General features: G+C 72.6%; 13 protein-coding genes. 2 read left to right on the top strand and 11 right to left on the bottom strand.

What is annotated here, in order from left to right; genetic code table 11:
* Nucleotides 1–11: 11 nt before the first annotated feature.
* The 10 genes from H4O22_RS08625 to H4O22_RS08580 all read right to left on the bottom strand — a co-directional run bounded on the left by H4O22_RS08625 (nt 12) and on the right by H4O22_RS08580 (nt 12,559).
* On the bottom strand, nt 12–320 hold the full coding sequence (locus H4O22_RS08625; protein WP_182526588.1) for a helix-turn-helix domain-containing protein: 309 nt from the start codon (nt 318–320) through the stop codon (nt 12–14).
* A gap of 34 nt (nt 321–354) precedes the next feature.
* Entirely contained in the window at nt 355–858 is a 504-nt protein-coding gene (locus H4O22_RS08620; protein WP_182526587.1) for a CinA family protein, read from the bottom strand.
* Nucleotides 859–1,171: 313 nt separating this feature from the next.
* Nucleotides 1,172–4,042 carry an ExeM/NucH family extracellular endonuclease gene (locus H4O22_RS08615; protein ID WP_182526586.1) on the bottom strand — a complete coding sequence of 957 codons (2,871 nt, stop codon included), beginning with the start codon at nt 4,040–4,042 and terminating at the stop codon, nt 1,172–1,174.
* Between the two features lie 94 nt (nt 4,043–4,136).
* Nucleotides 4,137–6,761, bottom strand: a complete 2,625-nt coding sequence (locus tag H4O22_RS08610) for a bifunctional metallophosphatase/5'-nucleotidase (RefSeq protein ID WP_182526585.1) — start codon at nt 6,759–6,761, stop codon at nt 4,137–4,139.
* A 227-nt stretch (nt 6,762–6,988) separates the two neighbouring features.
* Entirely contained in the window at nt 6,989–7,594 is a 606-nt protein-coding gene (gene pgsA, locus H4O22_RS08605; RefSeq protein WP_182526584.1) for a CDP-diacylglycerol--glycerol-3-phosphate 3-phosphatidyltransferase, read from the bottom strand.
* Complete coding sequence (gene rimO, locus H4O22_RS08600) at nt 7,591–9,009, bottom strand: 30S ribosomal protein S12 methylthiotransferase RimO (protein ID WP_220451388.1); 1,419 nt, start codon at nt 9,007–9,009, stop codon at nt 7,591–7,593. The genes pgsA and rimO overlap by 4 nt, the downstream gene beginning before the upstream one ends.
* 110 nt (nt 9,010–9,119) lie before the next feature.
* The gene (locus tag H4O22_RS08595) at nt 9,120–9,518 is read right to left on the bottom strand and encodes a universal stress protein (RefSeq protein ID WP_182526582.1); all 399 of its coding nucleotides are present in this window, start codon (nt 9,516–9,518) and stop codon (nt 9,120–9,122) included.
* Complete coding sequence (locus H4O22_RS08590; protein ID WP_182526581.1) at nt 9,518–11,029, bottom strand: tripartite tricarboxylate transporter permease; 1,512 nt, start codon at nt 11,027–11,029, stop codon at nt 9,518–9,520. The genes H4O22_RS08595 and H4O22_RS08590 overlap by 1 nt, the downstream gene beginning before the upstream one ends.
* Nucleotides 11,029–11,559, bottom strand: coding sequence for a tripartite tricarboxylate transporter TctB family protein (locus tag H4O22_RS08585; RefSeq protein ID WP_182526580.1), 531 nt, complete (start codon nt 11,557–11,559; stop codon nt 11,029–11,031). Before H4O22_RS08585 ends, H4O22_RS08590 begins: the two co-directional genes overlap by 1 nt.
* Nucleotides 11,552–12,559 (bottom strand): Bug family tripartite tricarboxylate transporter substrate binding protein, encoded by a 1,008-nt coding sequence (locus H4O22_RS08580; protein WP_182526579.1) that lies wholly within the window; start codon nt 12,557–12,559, stop codon nt 11,552–11,554. The genes H4O22_RS08585 and H4O22_RS08580 overlap by 8 nt, the downstream gene beginning before the upstream one ends.
* Nucleotides 12,560–12,649: 90 nt before the next feature.
* Here H4O22_RS08580 and H4O22_RS08575 point away from each other — a divergent pair, with 90 nt between their 5' ends.
* Entirely contained in the window at nt 12,650–14,335 is a 1,686-nt protein-coding gene (locus tag H4O22_RS08575) for a sensor histidine kinase (protein ID WP_220451325.1), read from the top strand.
* 5 nt (nt 14,336–14,340) lie between these two features.
* Nucleotides 14,341–15,057, top strand: a complete 717-nt coding sequence (locus H4O22_RS08570) for a response regulator (RefSeq protein ID WP_182526577.1) — start codon at nt 14,341–14,343, stop codon at nt 15,055–15,057.
* On the opposite strand, the gene H4O22_RS08565 is transcribed toward H4O22_RS08570, so the two are convergent.
* Nucleotides 15,042–16,694, bottom strand: coding sequence for a helix-turn-helix domain-containing protein (locus tag H4O22_RS08565; protein ID WP_182526576.1), 1,653 nt, complete (start codon nt 16,692–16,694; stop codon nt 15,042–15,044). The two genes, H4O22_RS08570 and H4O22_RS08565, sit on opposite strands and share 16 nt — an antisense overlap.
* Nucleotides 16,695–16,711 lie beyond the last annotated feature (17 nt).

Genomic DNA, 16,711 nt, shown 5'->3' with positions numbered 1-16,711 from the left:
CGCCGCCGAGATCAGGCGGCGGAGGCGACGACGTCGCCGGGCGCCGGACGCGAGCCGGCGGTGATGGGGGTCGGCGCGAGCGCGGCCTCCTCGAGGGCGACCGCGTCGGAGACCTCGCGCAGGACGTCGGAGAGCGCCACGTCGAGCGCCGCGCAGAGCGAGGCGAGCAGCTCGGAGGACGCTTCCTTCTGGCCGCGCTCGACCTCCGAGATGTAGCCCAGGCTGACCCGGGCCTCGGCGGAGACCTCGCGCAGGGTCAGGCCGCGGCGCATCCGCTGAGCGCGGAGCGCGTCGCCGAGCTGACGGCGGAACAGCACCATGCGGGGTCTCCTTCCCGGTCCGTGTGGATCAACGCTACCCGAGGTCTGCTTCTTCCCTCCCGAGGATGCCATTGAGCGCCGACAGTGCCTCCTCGCAGGTGCGGGCGGTGATCGTGCCGCGGTCGCCGGAGAGCTCCAGCGCGACGGTCTCGAGGAGGCCCGGTCCGGCGATCCCGATGAACACCGTGCCGACCGGCTTGCCCTCCTGCTCGCTGGGGCCGGCGACGCCCGTCGTGGACACGCCGTACGACGCCCCGGTGAAGGCCTTGATGCCCGAGGCCATCGCCCGCGCGCACTCGGCGGAGACGACGCCGTGCTCGTCGATGATCGCCTGGTCGACCTCGAGGATCGACTTCTTCAGCTCGGTCGCGTAGGTGACCACCCCGCCGAGGTAGGTCTCCGAGGCGCCGGGGGTCTCGGTGAAGGCGACCGCCAGCTTGCCGCCGGTCAGGGACTCCGCCGTGGCGACGGTCTGCCCGCCGGCTCGGAGCAGCAGGTGGGCCTTCGTGGCGGGGTCGAGGTCATCGCGGTGAGGCATGTCGGCACGGTATCCGCGGGTCCGGACGCACAATCGCCCGGGTCGTGTGACCTGCCGCGCCACTCGGTGTCCCCCAAGCGCCGAGTCGGCGCTTGTGTTCGCGGCGCCCCGGGAGAGGTGCTCCAGGGGGCTGGCGCTGCTCGGGGCGACTTCTCAGGGAGAACCTGATGTTCGGGGGCATCGCGATGGCCCCGAACATCAGGTTTCCCCGGTGATCCGGGGAAACCGACAACCCCCGGAGTACGCCGACAGGGGCCGGCCCCGAAGGACCGACCCCCGCGGGGTCGTGCTGTTCGAGCGAACGCCGGGGGCGCTAGTTCTTCTTCTTCACGACCTTGATCCGATAGGTGACCGACTCACCCTTCACCCGGTCGTCGCCCCGGTAGACGACAGTCAGCTTCTTGGTGCCCGGCGTGGCGAACTTCGGCAGCTTCACCGTGGCCTTGCCGTTCTTCAGGGTGACCTTCAGGGTCTTGCCGCCCTTGATCTTGACCGTGACCTTGCCGGTGGGCTTGGCGCCCTTGGCCGAGACCTTGATCTTCAGGGTGGCGCGGGTCTTGCCGGCCACCACCTTCGACGGGCTGTGCTTGACGCTGATCGTGGCCTTGACCGGGGTGGGCTCCGGCTCCGGCTCCGGCTCCGGCTCGGTCGGGGTGATGGTGTCGAGGCCCATGATCACCGGGTCGTGGTCGGAGGACCGGTACGGCGTCGCCTCGTGGAAGTCGGTCGCGTGGTAGTCGTGCCGGCTGTACTCCATCGCCAGCGACTCACCGCTGTTGATGTTCCACGTGTCGGTGCCGGTGTAGAGCTCCATCGCGGCCGGGTTCGCCAGGACGTGGTCCAGCGAGCCGGACAGACCTGAGAACGAGTACGAGAAGTCGCCACTGCCCGAGTGCTTCTCCACGTTGACGTAGTCCTCCGCATAGAGGACCTGGAGCGGGTCCTCCATGGCGTAGGAGTTGAAGTCACCCATGAGCAGCGTCGGCTCGACCCCGATGGCCGTCTGGACGGTCGGGACCCAGGCAGCCAGTGCCCGCGCCTGGGCGACCCGGTCCGGGTTGGCGTTGCCCTGGCCGGTGCCGTCGTCGGTGCCCGAGCCCTTGGACTTGAAGTGGTTGACCACGACGAGGAAGGACTCGCCGCCGGCCACAGGGGTGAACGCCTGGGCCAGCGGCTCACGGGCGTTGTCGAACGCCTCGCCGGCACCGGACAGCTCCCCCAGCGCGCGGGACGCGCCGAGCCGCTTCACCGCGCCGGGCTTGTAGATGATCGCGTTGGTGATGACGTCCATCTCCGCGACCGGCGGCAGGTCGGACGACGACGGGTTGGCCGCCCAGGTGCCCGCGCCGGCGTCGGCGTTCAGGGCGGCGACGAGGGCACCGGTCGCCTCGTCCGGGGTCTCCCCCAGCTTGGCGGAGTTCTCGATCTCCATCAGGCCCACGACGTCGGCGTCGAGAGCGTTGATCGCCGCGACGATCTTCTCCTGCTGACGCGCGAAGTCCTGGGGGTCCCAGGCGCCGCGCTGGTCGCACCCTTCGCGGACGTTGGTGCCGTCGCCCAGACGGTCCTGGTAGGACAGGCAGCCTCCGTCGCCGACGTTGTCGTCGTTCGCGTCACCCAGCGTGGTGAAGTAGTTCAGCACGTTGAACGAGGCGACCTTGACGTCGGCGGTGCCCGTCGGGTCGATCGCCGCCGAGTCGGGCGCCGCCGTGCGGGTGTTCTCGAACGTCGCGGGGGACGCAGCGTTGTCCGGGCCGACGACGCGCTCGCGCGGCTGGAACCGGTACGTCGGCGCGGTCGACGATCCGCCCTGGGTGAGGATGACCGGCTCGTCGATGGTCGCCCTTGCCCCGACCCGGACCGGCTCCTCGTTCGAGACGTACGCCGGGGTCAGGGTGTTGCCGGGAGCCGCGGTGAAGTTGGTCGAGGCCGCGTCGTCGAGCGTGATCGCACGCGCGGCGTTGTCGGCCACGACCGCCGCGATGGCGGCCGCGTCCTGGGCGTCCGCGACCTCGGTCGGCTGGACCAGCGGCTTGTCGCCGACAGCCAGCCCGACCTCGCCGAACTGGTTGGTGGAGAAGGTGTTCGTCACCGTGAAGTCGACCGAGGGCTGGTAGAGCATGCCCTCGAGCGCTTCCTTCTCGGCGTCGGTGTCAGGCCACTCGAGCGTCGTGGTCGGCAGCACGGGGGCGGCCGTCTCGCCGAGGACGGTGACGTCGGTCGGGAGAACACTCAGCTGGGTCTGACCCGCGAACTCGGCCACCGTGCCGGTGACCTCGACGTAGGAGCCCCGCGTCACGGTGACGGCGCCGGAGGGCTGCCGGACGAAGATCCCGTCGGAGGCACCCGGGGTGGAGTCGACGGCTCCTCCCGAACCCGGGGTCTGCAGGTAGTAGCCGAACAGGCCGCCCTCGGGATACACCGCGGTCACGACGCCCCTGGTCTCGACCGGGTCGCCGACAAGGGGGCTCACTGAGCCGGTCCCCTGAATCTCTGGAATCGTCACCGTCACGGGCTCGGGCTCGGGCTCGGGCTCCTGCCCCCCGCCGCTGCCGGTCGGGGTGGGGGCACCGCTGGTGAAGTCGGCGGAGTTGTTGTCCGTGTCGGTCCCGTTGGCGGCGCGGGCCAGCGACGTCGAGTTCGACGCGGCAACAGTCTTCGCCGTCTCGAAAGTGTTGCTGTTGACGCCGACCAGGTCGATGACGCCCGGGGTCCCCACGGCGCTGTTGATCCCCGGGTTCAGGGCCGTGGTGCCGTTGGCGAGCCACGCGGTGAACGCCGTGCCGCTCATGGCGATCTCTCCGGTCGCGTCGACCGCCGGGAGGTCGGCGGTCCCGCCGGTGCCGGCGGCCTGCTTGACGAGGTAGTGGCCCCTCGCAGGCACCGAACCCGACAGCTCCGTGACGCCGGTGGCCGCGCTGCTCGATCCGCTACTGCGGTACTGGACCGACATGCCGGCGACGGAGATCGCCGCGTTCGTGGGGTTGTAGAGCTCGATGAAGTCGTTCTTGAGCGTGGCACCGGCGTTGCCGCCGCCGCCGTAGACCTCGCTGATGACGAGGGCCGTGCCTGCGGGGTTGGCAGTGGCGGGGCTGGTGGCGAAGACCGACAGCCCGGTGACGGCGACCGCCAGTCCGGCGGAAGCGGCGAGTGCCCGACGGGCACCGCGGGGTGTTGAGGGCATGGATGACCTTCCAGAGGAGGGGTGGAGAGGACCGCTCCGGGGAGCGGGGAGGCTGAGGGGCCCGCCGGATCACCGACGGGCCCCTCAGGTGGTGCTACTTCTTCTTGGCCTTCTTGACCTTGAGGGTGAGCTTGTCGCTCGCCTTCGTGGTCACGTCGTTGCCGAGGTACCTCACGGTGACCAGCTTCTTGCCGGTCGAGCCGAACGGCTTGAGCGTGACGGTCGCGACGCCGGACTTCAGCCTCGCGGTGTAGGTCTTCCCGCCGGCCCGGACGGTGACCTTGCCCTTCGCGGCCTCGCCGATCGTCCCGACCTTGACCTTGATGGTCGCCTTGGTCTTGTCGACCACGATCCTCGCGGGCTTGCTCGTGGCCTTGACCTTCGCCGCGGCCTTGCTGACCTTGGCGGCCACGGTCGTCGAGGCGTCCTCGGCCTGCGGCCCGGTGAAGGTGACCGCGAGCGAGGTGGTGCCCGGCTTGAGCGTCTTGCCTGCGATGGTCACCGTCCCGGTGCCGTCGGTGACGGTCCCGGTGCCGACGACCTTGCCGCCGGCGGTGATCTCGACCGTGCCGTTCGCGGGAGCCTCGGACTCGACGACGACGTCGACCTCGACCGGCTCGCCGTACGACGTCCGCTCGGTGCTCGCCGTGACCGACGAGGCCGCCTTGGCCACGGGGATCGAGACCGTGGTCCCGCTGGGCTGGGCGACGATCTCGATGGTCGAGCCGTAGGCGTCGGCCGGGACGGTGACCGTGATGCTGGCCGCCCCGGTGGAGACGTCGGCCGAGCCGAGCGGCGTCGAGGTGCCGCCGAGCACGGCGCTCGCCTCGAGCACGGTGTTCGCGGGTGCACCGAGGGAGGTGAGGTTCAGCTTCGAGAAGCTCAGCGCGATCTGGTCACCGGGGGCCACCTCGCCCACCGGCATGCCGGTGGCGAAGACCTGGCGACGCGCGAAGCTCGGGGACTTCGCCTGCCCGTTGCCGAGGTAGCCGTCGATCCACAGGTCGCGGTCGACCTTGCCGGTGTCCCGGTTCGTCCCGAGCTTGAACGCGCGGAAGTTGTCGCCGCCCGTGGCCAGGAAGGAGAAGGTGGACACGACGTACTCGCGGTCGTCGACCACGGGGCGACCGTCGACCGTGACGCTCAGGATGTTGCCGCCCACCGGCGAGGTCGCCGAGGTGTCGGGCTTCGCCACGACCTTGACGTTCTTCGAGAGGCCGAGGTGCAGGAACGGACGCGAGGGGCGGGTCACGCCGTCGGCGGCCGTCTGCCACTGCTGCTCGAGGACCTGCTTGAACTCCGCGCCGGTCAGCGTGACGTAGGAGATGTTGTTCGCGAACGGGAGCACCGCGTTGGCCTCCTCGAAGGTGACCACGCCGTTGGCGTCCTGGGGGCTGCTGCTGCCGCCCTTGTTGGGGTCGTAGTAGAGCTCGTTGCGCAGCCCGCCGGGGTTGACGACGCCGATGTCGGCCTTCGGGAGACCCGCGATGTCGGTGATCGGGGTCTCGCGGAGGGCGTCTGCCACCAGGTTGCCCAGCGCGGACTCGGACGCCCGGTCGTCGCGCGTCGTGGTGCCCGTGTACCCGTCCGGACCGTAGGTTCCGCCGGTGAAGGCGCTCGTGATGTCGTCGGTGACGCTCCCCTCCGGGACGTCGCCGACCACGTTCGCCGCGGCGACGGCCTCGGTGGTGATGGTGTTGACCTCCGCCACCACGGGGTCGGTCAGGTTCTCGGCCGTACCGACGGTGACGAGCTGTGCGCCCGACACCGCGACGGCGTCGGTGGCCTCGTCGTAGGTGAGGTCGACCTGGCCGAGCTTGGCGCCGTAGGAGCCGGTCTGCACGATCGGCCGAGTGCCTCCGCCGGGCTTGGCGGCGGTCCAGGTGTACTCCTTGTGGGTGTGCCCGGTGAGGATGACGTCGACGGGTGCGGCGGTCGCGGTGACGATGTTCGCGAAGACCCCGCCCGCGGCGACCTCCTGCTCCAGCGTCGCACCGTCGGGCGTGCCGGCGCCGGCACCCTCGTGGTAGCTGGCGACCGTGACGTCGCAGGTTCCTGCGGCGTCGAGCCGGTTGGCGACGCGGTTCACGGCCGCGACCGGGTCACCGAACTCGAGCGAGGCGATCCCTGCCGGGCTCACGAGGGTCGGGGTCTCCTGCGTGATCGCGCCGATCACGCACACGGACGTGCCGGCCACCTCGTGGACCGAGTACTCCTCGAGGGCGGGCGTCGTCGTCCCCTTGAGGTAGACGTTCGCGCCGAGGATCGGGAACTCGGCGGCGGTGTAGTCGTCGCTGCCGTCGATGACGTTGTCCTGCAGCCAGTCGTAGCCCTTGTCGAACTCGTGGTTGCCCGCGGTCGAGGAGGCGAGGTCCAGCGCGTTCAGCACCTCGACGGTCGGCCGGTCCTCGGTGTAGGCCGAGTTGAACAGCGACGCGCCGATGTTGTCGCCGGCCGAGAGGAACAGGACGCTCCCGGCCCCCTGGGCGCTGCGGATGCTCTGGACGGTGGTCGCCAGCTCCACGGTGCTGTACGTCGTGGCGTCGCCGGAGCCGGAGCCGCCGTCGCTCGTGATCCGACCGTGGTAGTCGTTGATGTTCAGCAGCGTGATCGCGACCGGGGCCGCGTGAGCGGCGGGCGCCTGGATCAGCGAGAGCGTGGTGGCCGCGAGACCGAGACCGAGAACGGCAGAGAGGCTCTGCCGGGTGCGTGATGACACGTGGGGACCTTTCGAAGGCGAGCTAACCGGGCGACCCTAACCCGGTGTTGCCGCGCTTCGTGGGGCGTTACGTGAACGAGACCTGACGGTTTCCCGGCCGTCCCGCGGCGGGCCGACGATCCCTCCCGGCACGACCGATCGGGTGCCGGAACTTTGTCAGGATCAGCCGTAGCGGACCCTCTTGACGGGCGATCGGACGCTCCGTTCACCCGGAGGGGTGAATCGCGTCAGCGCAGCTGCGCGCGCTGCTTCCACACGTCGCGGTAGAACTCCAGCCCGGAGTACAGGGTCAGCGCCACCGCGACCCCGAGGCAGACCTGCGAGACGTAGAAGAGCACCTCGCCCGGCACCTCGAGCGCGCTGGGCAGGTCGGCGTCGCGCAGCGGCAGGATCAGCCCGCCGAGGGCGATGGCCTGGAAGGTCGTCTTGAGCTTGCCGAGGTCCTTGGCGGCGATCACCACGCGCTTGAGGACCGAGAGGCGCAGCAGGGTCACGCTCCACTCGCGCAGCAGCACCAGGATCGTCACCCACCACCACACGTCGCCGACGATGGAGAGCCCGATCAGGGCCATCCCGGTGATCGCCTTGTCGGCGATCGGGTCGGCGATCTTGCCGAAGTCGGTCACCAGGTTGCGCGACCGGGCGAGGTCGCCGTCGATCTTGTCGGTGATCATCGCGACCACGAAGATCGCCCAGGCGATGCAGCGCCAGAGCACGGACTCGCCGTTGTCGATCAGCAGCGCCCAGCCGAAGAACGGCACGAGCACGATGCGCAGCGTCGTCAGCGCGTTGGGCAGGTTCCAGTTGCTGACCTGCCGGCCGGTGTCGCTCACCCGAGCTCCTTCGCGATCAGGTCGACGCCGTCGGTGGCGACCACCTCGGCCCGCACCAGGTCCCCGACCTGTGCGGCGCTGCCGACGAGGTACGTCGTCCCGTCGACCTCCGGCCCCTGGTGGGCCGCGCGTCCCGCGACCTCGCCGTCCTCGAGCGACTCGACCAGCACCTCGACGAGCTCGCCGATCCGCTCCTCGGCCCGCTGGGCGTTGAGCTCCTCGACGAGGGTGGTGACGTGCTCGGTGCGGGCGCGGACCTCGTCCTCGTCCAGCTTGCCGCCGAGCGTCGCGGCCTCGGTGCCGTCCTCGTCGGAGTAGCCGAAGACTCCGGTGACGTCCATCCGTGCGGCGATCAGGAAGTCGCAGAGCGTCTGCAGCTCGTCCTCGGTCTCCCCGGGGAAGCCGACGATGACGTTGGACCGGACGCCGGCCAGCGGCGCGAGCGCACGCACCTGGTCGAGCAGGCCCAGGAAGCTCTCGGGGTCGCCGAACCGGCGCATCCGGCGCAGCACCGTGGCGCTGGCGTGCTGGAAGGACAGGTCGAAGTACGGCGTGACGCCCGGCGTGGTCGCGATCGCCTCGACCAGGCCCGGGCGGGTCTCCGCGGGCTGGAGGTAGGAGACCCGCACCCGGTCGACGCCGTCGATCGCGGCGAGCTCGGGGAGCATCGTCTCCAGCAGCCGCAGGTCGCCGAGGTCCTTGCCGTACGACGTGGAGTTCTCCGAGACCAGGAACAGCTCGCGGACCCCCTGGGTCGCCAGCCACTGCGCCTCGGCGAGCACGTCGGAGGGGCGGCGGCTGACGAACGAGCCGCGGAAGCTCGGGATCGCGCAGAAGCTGCAGCGGCGGTCGCAGCCGCTCGCGAGCTTCAGCGGCGCCATCGGCCCGCCGTCGAGGCGGCGGCGCAGCCCGCGCGGTCCGGTCTCCGGCCCGCCGAGACCCACCTCGCCGCTGGTCGCGACCGCGTGGCCGGGCACGCTGAGCGCCGAGGCGTCGCGGGCGGTCGGGGAGATCGGCAGCAGCCGGCGGCGGTCCTGCGGGGTGTGCGCCTGGTGGCTCTCCCCCGCGACGATCGCGCGCAGCCGCGCCGCGATGTCGGGGTAGTCGTCGAAGCCGAGCACGGCGTCGGCCTCGGGCAGCGACTCGGCGAGGTCCTTGCCGTAGCGCTCGGCCAGGCAGCCCACCGCCACGACGGCCCGCGGACGGCCCTCCTCCTTGAGGTCGGCGGCCTCGAGCAGGGTGTCGACGGAGTCCTTCTTGGCGGCCTCGACGAAGCCGCAGGTGTTGACCACGACGGTGTCGGCGTCGGCGGGGTCGTCGACCAGGAGGAAGCCGTCGGCCTCGAGCCGGCCGGCCAGCTCCTCGGAGTCGACCTCGTTGCGGGCGCAGCCCAGGGTCACCAGGGCCACCGACAGCAGGTCGGTGCGGGCGGGCGCGGGGGCGGGGGGCGTGTGAGCGATCTGGGTCATGGTCGTCACCGAGTATGACGGCCCGACCCGCCCCCCGGCGAACCACGGTGGACCGCTCAGGCGGGTTCCGTGTCCGGCTTCACCGTCAGCACCGGGCAGACGGCGCCCAGGATGACCCGCTGCGCGACGCTGCCCATCAGCAGCTTGCCCACCGGCGTACGCCGGCGCATGCCCAGCACGATGAGCTGGGCACCGGTCTCCTCGGCCACCCGCAGCAGCTCGTCGGCGACGTCCGGGACCGTCACCTGACGGACCTCGTGGGGCAGGCCCTCGAGGCCCTCCTCGAGCCGCAGCAGCTCCTCGGGGGCGGCGTACCGGCGGTCGACGTACGACTCGCCGCGGGAGCCGTTGACTACCACGAGGCCGTACCCGCGCAGCCTCGCCTCGGCCACGCCGTGCCGCAGCGCGGCCCGGCCGAACTCGTCGGGCGTGTAGCCCACCAGGACCGTCCTCATCACGACACCAGCTCCTCGTCCCGGGCCGCGGGCTCGTCCACGACCCTCCGCCGGACCAGCCGCGGCACCACGAGCAGCAGCGCGATCAGGCCGTAGACCACGACCGCGAGCGGCTCGTCGACCAGGCCGCTCAGGTCGCCGCCGGAGATGGTCAGCGCCTCCCGCAGCTCGCCCTCCATCAGCGGCCCGAGGATGACGCCGAGGATCAGCGGCAGCACCGGCAGGCCGAAGCGGCGCATCGCGAGCCCGAGCAGCCCGAAGGCCAGCAGCAGGCCGATGTCGAAGGGGTCCTGGTTGGTGGCGTAGGCGCCGAGGCAGGCGAAGAACAGGATGCCCGCGTAGAGCTGGGGCCGCGGGATCCGCAGCAACCTGGCCCACAGCGGGGCCAGCGGCAAGTTCAGCACCAGCAGCAGGGTGTTGCCGATCAGCAGGCTGGCCAGCAGCGTCCACACCAGGTCCGACTGCTCGTCCAGCAGCTGCGGGCCGGGCTGGATGCCGTAGTTCGTCAGCGCCGCCAGCATCACCGACGCCGTGGCCGTCACCGGGATGCCGAGCGCCAGCAGGGGCACGAACATGCCGGCCGCCGAGGCGTTGTTGGCCGCCTCCGGCCCCGCGACGCCCTCGATCGCGCCCTCGCCGAACTCGCGGCCCTTGGCCAGCTTCCGCTCGGTCACGTAGGAGAGGAACGTCGGGATCTCCGCCCCGCCCGCGGGGATCGCACCGAACGGGAAGCCGAGCGCCGTGCCGCGCAGCCACGGCCCCCAGGACCGCCGCAGGTCGTCGCGCCCCATCCACGGCCGCCCCACGGGGATGATCTGCAGCGGCGTCCGCCGCAGGTGGGCCGCGACCCAGAGCGCCTCCCCGAGCGCGAAGATCCCGACCGCGACGACGACGATGTTGAGCCGGTCCGCGAGGTGGGTCGAGCCGAAGCTGAGCCGGGGCTGCCCGGTGTTGAGGTCCAGACCCACCAGCCCGATCGTCAGCCCGGTGAACAGCGCCGCGAGGCCGCGGACCACCGACGCACCGAGCACCGCGGCGGTCATCACCAGCGCCAGCACCATGATCGCGAAGTACGACGGGGCGCCGATCCCGACCGCCACGTCCGCCAACGGCGGCGCGAAGAACACCACCAGCAGCGTGCCGATCGTCCCGGCGACGAAGGACCCGATGGCCGCGGTGGCCAGCGCCTGGGCGGCCCGGCCCGACTTGGCCATCTTGTTGCCCTCGATCGCCGTCATCACCGAGGCGGACTCCCCCGGCGTGTTCAGCAGGATCGAGGTGGTCGAGCCGCCGTACATGCCGCCGTAGTAGATGCCGGCGAACATGATGAACGCCTGCGTCGGCTCCAGCGCGTACGTCGCGGGCAGCAGCAGCGCCACCGCCATCGCCGGGCCGATGCCCGGCAGCACGCCGACGAAGGTGCCGAGCAGCACGCCTAGCGCGGCGTACATCAGGTTCTCGGGGGTGGCGGCGGCCGCGAGGCCGTCGAGCAGCAGTCCGGCGCTGTCCATCAGAGGATCCCGTCCAGGATGCCCGGGGTGAGCGGGATGCCCAGCCCGACGAAGAAGCCGTACCAGCTCGCGACCGCCAGCACGACGCCGACGATCACGTCACGGATCAGGGTCTGGCTGCCGAGCGCCCAGCAGGCGCCCGCGAACAGGATGCCGCCGGTGACCGCCCACCCGAGCAGGTCGACGGTGGCGATCGTGACCAGCAGGACCGCCACCAGCTTGGCGACGGTCACCCAGTCGGCGCCCTGGGTCAGGTCGACGTCCTCGCCGCCCTCTCCCTCCGGCACGTCGCCGCGCAGGGTGATCACCGCGAGCAGCACCGCCACGACCACCAGCCCGCCTCCGACGACGTACGGGAAGACCCGCGGGCCGACGGGGTCGGCGAAGCCCACCCCCAGCTGCGAGGCGTCGTACACCGTCACCAGCCCGACGACCGCCAGCGCGGCGGCGAGGCCGAGCTGCGCCAGGTCGCGGCGGGGCGGCTCCGGGGCCGTCTCCTCGGTCCGGGCGGCATCTGTGCGATCAGTCAAGGAGACCGACCTCCTCCAGCGTCGACGCGACGCGCGCGTCCTGCTCGTCCAGGAACCGCTCGAAGTCGTCGCCGGTGACGAACGCGTCGCCCCAGCCGTTGTCCTCGAGCGCCTGCTGCCAGCCTGGCGACTCGTGCATCACGGTGAGGTAGTCGACGAGCTCCGCGCGCCGCTCCTCGGAGATGCCCGGCGGGGCCAGGACCCCCCGCCAGTTCGTGAAGACCAGGTCGATGCCCGACTCCTGCAGGGTGGGCACGTCGTCGACCGACGCCCCCTGGACCCGCTCCTCGCCGGACACGGCCAGCACCCGCAGCTCGCCGGCCTCGATCTGGCCCTCGAACTCGCCGAGCCCCGAGAAGCCGACGTCGATCTTGTTGCCCAGCAGCGCGCTGGTCAGCGGCCCGCCGCCGTCGTAGGAGACGTAGCGCTCCTGCACCTCGCGCGGGTCGATGCCGACCGCCTCCGCGAGCTGCATCGGGAAGAGGTGGTCGGGCCCGCCCGGGCTCGAGCCGCCGCCGACGACGATCGCCGACGGGTCGGCCGACCAGTCCTCCACGAGGTCGTCGATGGTGCGGTACGGGCTGTCGGCCGGGACCAGCACGCCCTCCTGGTCCTCGATGAGCTGGGCGATGGGCGTGGCGTCGGTGAGCCGGTACTCCTGGTCGAAGGAGTACGCCGACCCGACGACGCCCAGGCCGACCGTCATCAGGATGTTCTCGTCGCCCTCGGCACTCATCAGCCGTGACAGCGCGACCGAGCCGCCGGCGCCGAGGATGTTCGTGACCTCGAAGTCGCCGCCGGTCACGTCGCCCTGCTCCATCACGCTGACCGCGGCGCGCCCGGTCTGGTCGTACCCCCCGCCGGGGCTGTTCGGGATCCACATCGCGAGGTCGCGCTCCTGGTCGCCGACCGTGACCCCGCAGCCGCCGAGCACGAGGACCAGGACGCCGACCAGGACGCCGACCAGGGCCGAGGAGGTGCGGTGTGTTGCCGTGCGCATGGCTCTCCTGTCAGGTTCGTGGTGCAGTGACGAGCATCGCTCCGGATGTGGCGGTCGTCACGCTTCGGGAAGCAAAGGAGGTTGCGGAACTTGTGGTCACGCCGGCGGCGGGCGCACCTCAGCCTTGCCGCGCAGTTCCTGGTCCTGCAGCTCGCCGTGCTGCTGGTCGTCCTGTCCGTGGGCGCCGTCGTGTCGGTGCGCCAGGCCGACGCCGCCTTCCGGGACACCCGCGGCAGCCGGCTGCGCGCCGCGGCCGAGAACCTCGCCTCCACCGCCGTCGTCCAGGACGCGATGGAGCAGGTCGCCGCCGACCGGTCCGACCAGGAGCCGGACGGCGAGCGCCGCGCCCTCACGGCGTACGCCCAGGAGCGCGCTGACCTGGTGGGCGCCTCCGCGGTCTACCTCACCGACCCCGACGGGGTCGTCGTCATCAGCACCGACCCCACCCGCCCGGGGACCCGCGTCGACCTCGGTGACCGCAGCGTGCTGGACGGGCGGGACTGGAGCGGGGACGTCACCGACCGCGGCGACCGGGCCATCGCCGCCGAGGTGCCGGTGCTCGCGAACGGCGACACCGACGTCGCCGTCGCGGACGGCCTCCCACTGGCGGGCACGCTGGTCGGGGTGGTGGTCGTCGTCGAGGACTACCCGCCGCTCACCGACCGGCTCGGGGAGGCCACCGACGACCTGATCGGCTTCCTCGCGCTCGGCCTGGCCCTGGGCGGTGGGGGGTCGTGGCTGCTCTCCCGCCTGGTCCGGCGGCGTACCCGTGGCCTGGAGCCGGCGGAGATCGCCGCCCTCGCCGACCAGCGCGAGGCGCTGCTGACCTCGATCCGCGAGGGCCTGGTCGCGATCAGCGGCGACGGGGTCGTCATCGTGCTCAGCGAGAGCGCCCGCGAGCTGCTCAACCTGCCGGGCGACGCCCAGGGCCGCCCGCTCGCCGACCTCGACCTCGAGCCCCGGGTGCGCGACCTCCTCTCCGGGACCGACGAGGTGCACGACGCCGTGCTGCTGGTCGACGGCCGCCTGGTCGTCGTCAACCGCAACCCGGTGCGGGCCCGCGGCCGCGGCGCCGGGACGGTCGTCACGCTGCGCGACCGCACCGAGCTGCTGGCGATGCAGAGCGAGCTGACCGCGCGCCAGGGGGTCACCGAGACGCTGCGTGCCCAGACCCACGAGTTCAGCAACCAGCTGCACACGATCTCCGGGCTCCTCCAGCTCCAGGAGTACGACGAGGCGGGCCGGCTGATCGGGACGCTGACCCGGCGCCGCGCCGCGATCAGCGACGCGGTCACCGAGCGGGTGGACGATCCGGCGGTGGCCGCGCTGCTGATCGCGAAGACCAGCCTCGCCGCCGAGCGCCGCGTCGACCTGGCGCTGTCGACCGACAGCGCGCTGCCCCGGCTCGACCCCGAGCTCTCGGCCGACGTCGGCACCGTCCTGGGCAACCTCGTCGACAACGCCGTGGACGCGGTCGCCGCGACCGGCCGGCCGGGACGGGTCGTCGTCCGGCTGGTCGTCGACGACGGCCAGGTCCTCGTCCAGGTCGCCGACACCGGTCCCGGCGTACCCCCGGAGGAGGTGGCGTCGATCTTCCGCCGCGGGTTCACCACGAAGTCCGGCGACCCCGACGACCCCGCGCAGGCGGGGGGTCGCGGCGTCGGGCTCGCCCTGGTCCGGCTGGTGTGCGAGCGTCGGGGCGGCACGGTCTCGGTGCACAACGAGGCCGGCGCCGTCTTCACCGCCTGCCTGCCCGACGAGGACCTCCATGACTGACCGGCATGACTGACCCCGTGTCCGACCCCGTCCCGGACCTGCGGGTGCTGGTGGTCGACGACGACTTCATGGTCGCCTCGATCCACACCCGGTTCGTCGAGCGGACGCCGGGGTTCACCGTCGTCGGCCAGGCCGCGACCGGGGCCGCCGCCCTCACCGAGGTCGAGCGCCTCCGGCCCGACCTGGTGCTCCTCGACGTGCACCTGCCCGACCTGGGCGGGATCGAGGTGCTCCGCCGGCTCCGTGCCCGGGGCGACGACGTCGGCGTGGTGGTCGTGACCGCGGCCCGGGAGGCCGACACCGTGCGGGCGGCCGCGGCCGGCGGCGCCGCGCACTACCTGGTCAAGCCGTTCGAGTACGACGACCTCGTCGCCCGGCTGGTCGCGTTCCGCGCGGCGCACCGGGCGCTCGCCGGGGACCACCCCGCCGACCAGGCCGAGATCGACACGGCCTTCGCGCCGGTGGGCCGGGCCGCGCGGGTCCCGCTGCCCAAGGGGCTGAGCCCGGAGACGGCGGCGCTGGTCGCCGCCGCCCTGGACGACGCGGGCGAGGTCTCGGCCACCGAGTGCGCGGCGGCGGTCGGGATCTCCCGGGTCAGCGCCCGTCGCTACCTCGAGCACCTCGTCACCGCGAGCCGGGCGACGGTCCGCCTGCAGTACGGCGGGGCCGGCCGGCCGGAGCGGCGCTACACCGCCCGGCCGACCGGTCAGCGCACGACGTAGGTCTTGCGGGCGCGCTCGCCGGACTCGCCGACGGCGTCGGACTCGCTGTCGCCGACGGAGACCTCCAGCGACCCGTCGGAGCTGGTCACCTCGATCGGCGTGACCACCCGGGTGAGCTCCTTGACCTGGCCGAACGCCAGGTCGCCGGTGAAGACGACCTTGCCGCGCCCGTCCACGACCTCGACCGCCGCACCGCCGCCGGCGGCGGCGAGCCGCACGGAGGTGGCCGAGCCGGCGGTCTGGCTGCTGGTCAGGCCGGCGGAGCCGTTCAGGCGGGGCTCGTCGTCGACGACCGTGCCGCCTCCGGTGAGCAGCCGGGCCACCGACCACGCGAGCACGAGCACCATCACGGCCGCGACCAGCACCGACCAGTTCGGGCCGCCGCGGGTGCCGCGGATGCCGCCGTGCGCACCGGTGGCGAGCTCGGCCTCGAAGACCCGGCGGGCGTCGACCGGCGCGTCGGCGTACCGCTCGTCGTAGACGGCGAGCAGCGGGCCCACGTCGATCCCGACCACGCGGGCCAGGGTGCGGAGGTGGCCGCGGGCGTAGAAGTCGCCCCCGCACGGGGCGAAGTCGTCGACCTCGATCGACTCGATGACGTGCGGACGGATCCGGGTGCGCTCGGCGAGCTGGTCCACGCCGAGGCCGAGCCGGGCGCGGGCCGCGGCCAGCTGCGGTCCGATGACCGGATCGGGAGCCGGCTCGGCGGCGGGCTCCTCGACGACCAGCGGCTCGACCACGGAGTGCGGCTGGGCCAGGGCGGTGCGGTCGCTCCACAGCACGGTGTCCTCGACCAGGTCGACGCTGCCCGGCCGCACCAGCGGACGTGCGGCGGACTCGGCCGGCTCGTCGACCGGCAGCACCGCGTCGCTGCGTACCTCCACGCGCGCCGCGGTGAGCGGGTCGCGCACCGGGGACGGCGTGGGCGTCGAGACCGGCTCCGGGCCGACCTCCTCGGCGGGGGCGCGTCGCAGGCGGGCCAGGACGTCGGCCACCCGGGCCGCGCGGGACCGACGATCCGGAGCAGGCTCGTCGGGCTCCTCGAGCGCCACGGCCGGCTCGGGCTCGATGTCGGGCTCGGGCTCGGGCTCGATCTCGGCCTCGGCCTCGGCCTCGGGCAGGACCTCCGGCTCGGGCTCCGGTTCCGGGGAGACGTCGTCGAAGACCTCGACCACCTCGGCGGCGTCGGCCGCCAGCGCCTCGAGCGCCGCGGTCAGGTCACCGCCGTCGCCGGTGACCCGCGTGGAGAGCGAGAGGGGTACGGCGACCGGCTCGCCCTCGCGCGGGAAGACCTCGATCCGCCCGTCGCGCAGCCACCCGGGGCGCGGCAGGTGCTCGACCGCGTCGACCGCCTCCCAGGGCATGCCGAGCCAGGACCGCCCCTGCCGCACGCGCAGCCCCTGCGCGTCGGCGACGAGCAGCGGAGTGCGGGCGTCGATGAAGGCGTGCAGCCAGGCGGCCGCCACCGCCCCCATCGCCACGCAGAGCGTCCAGTCCAGCCAGGCACCGGTGTCGCTCGCGCGGGAGAGGTAGAGGATCGCGACCACGGCGGCCAGCGCGCCGATCGCGCCGGCCAGCGGCGCGTTGCGGCGTACCGTCACGTCCTCGGCCGTGTCGTGGGTCGGGCCGTCGGACACGGGGTCCAGCGTCAGGT

The sequence above is a fragment of the Nocardioides dongkuii genome, from assembly GCF_014127485.1.
Taxonomy (GTDB): domain Bacteria; phylum Actinomycetota; class Actinomycetes; order Propionibacteriales; family Nocardioidaceae; genus Nocardioides; species Nocardioides dongkuii.
The sequence above is the reverse complement of the archived record's forward strand: the minus strand, read 5'-3'. Positions and strand labels throughout refer to the sequence as shown.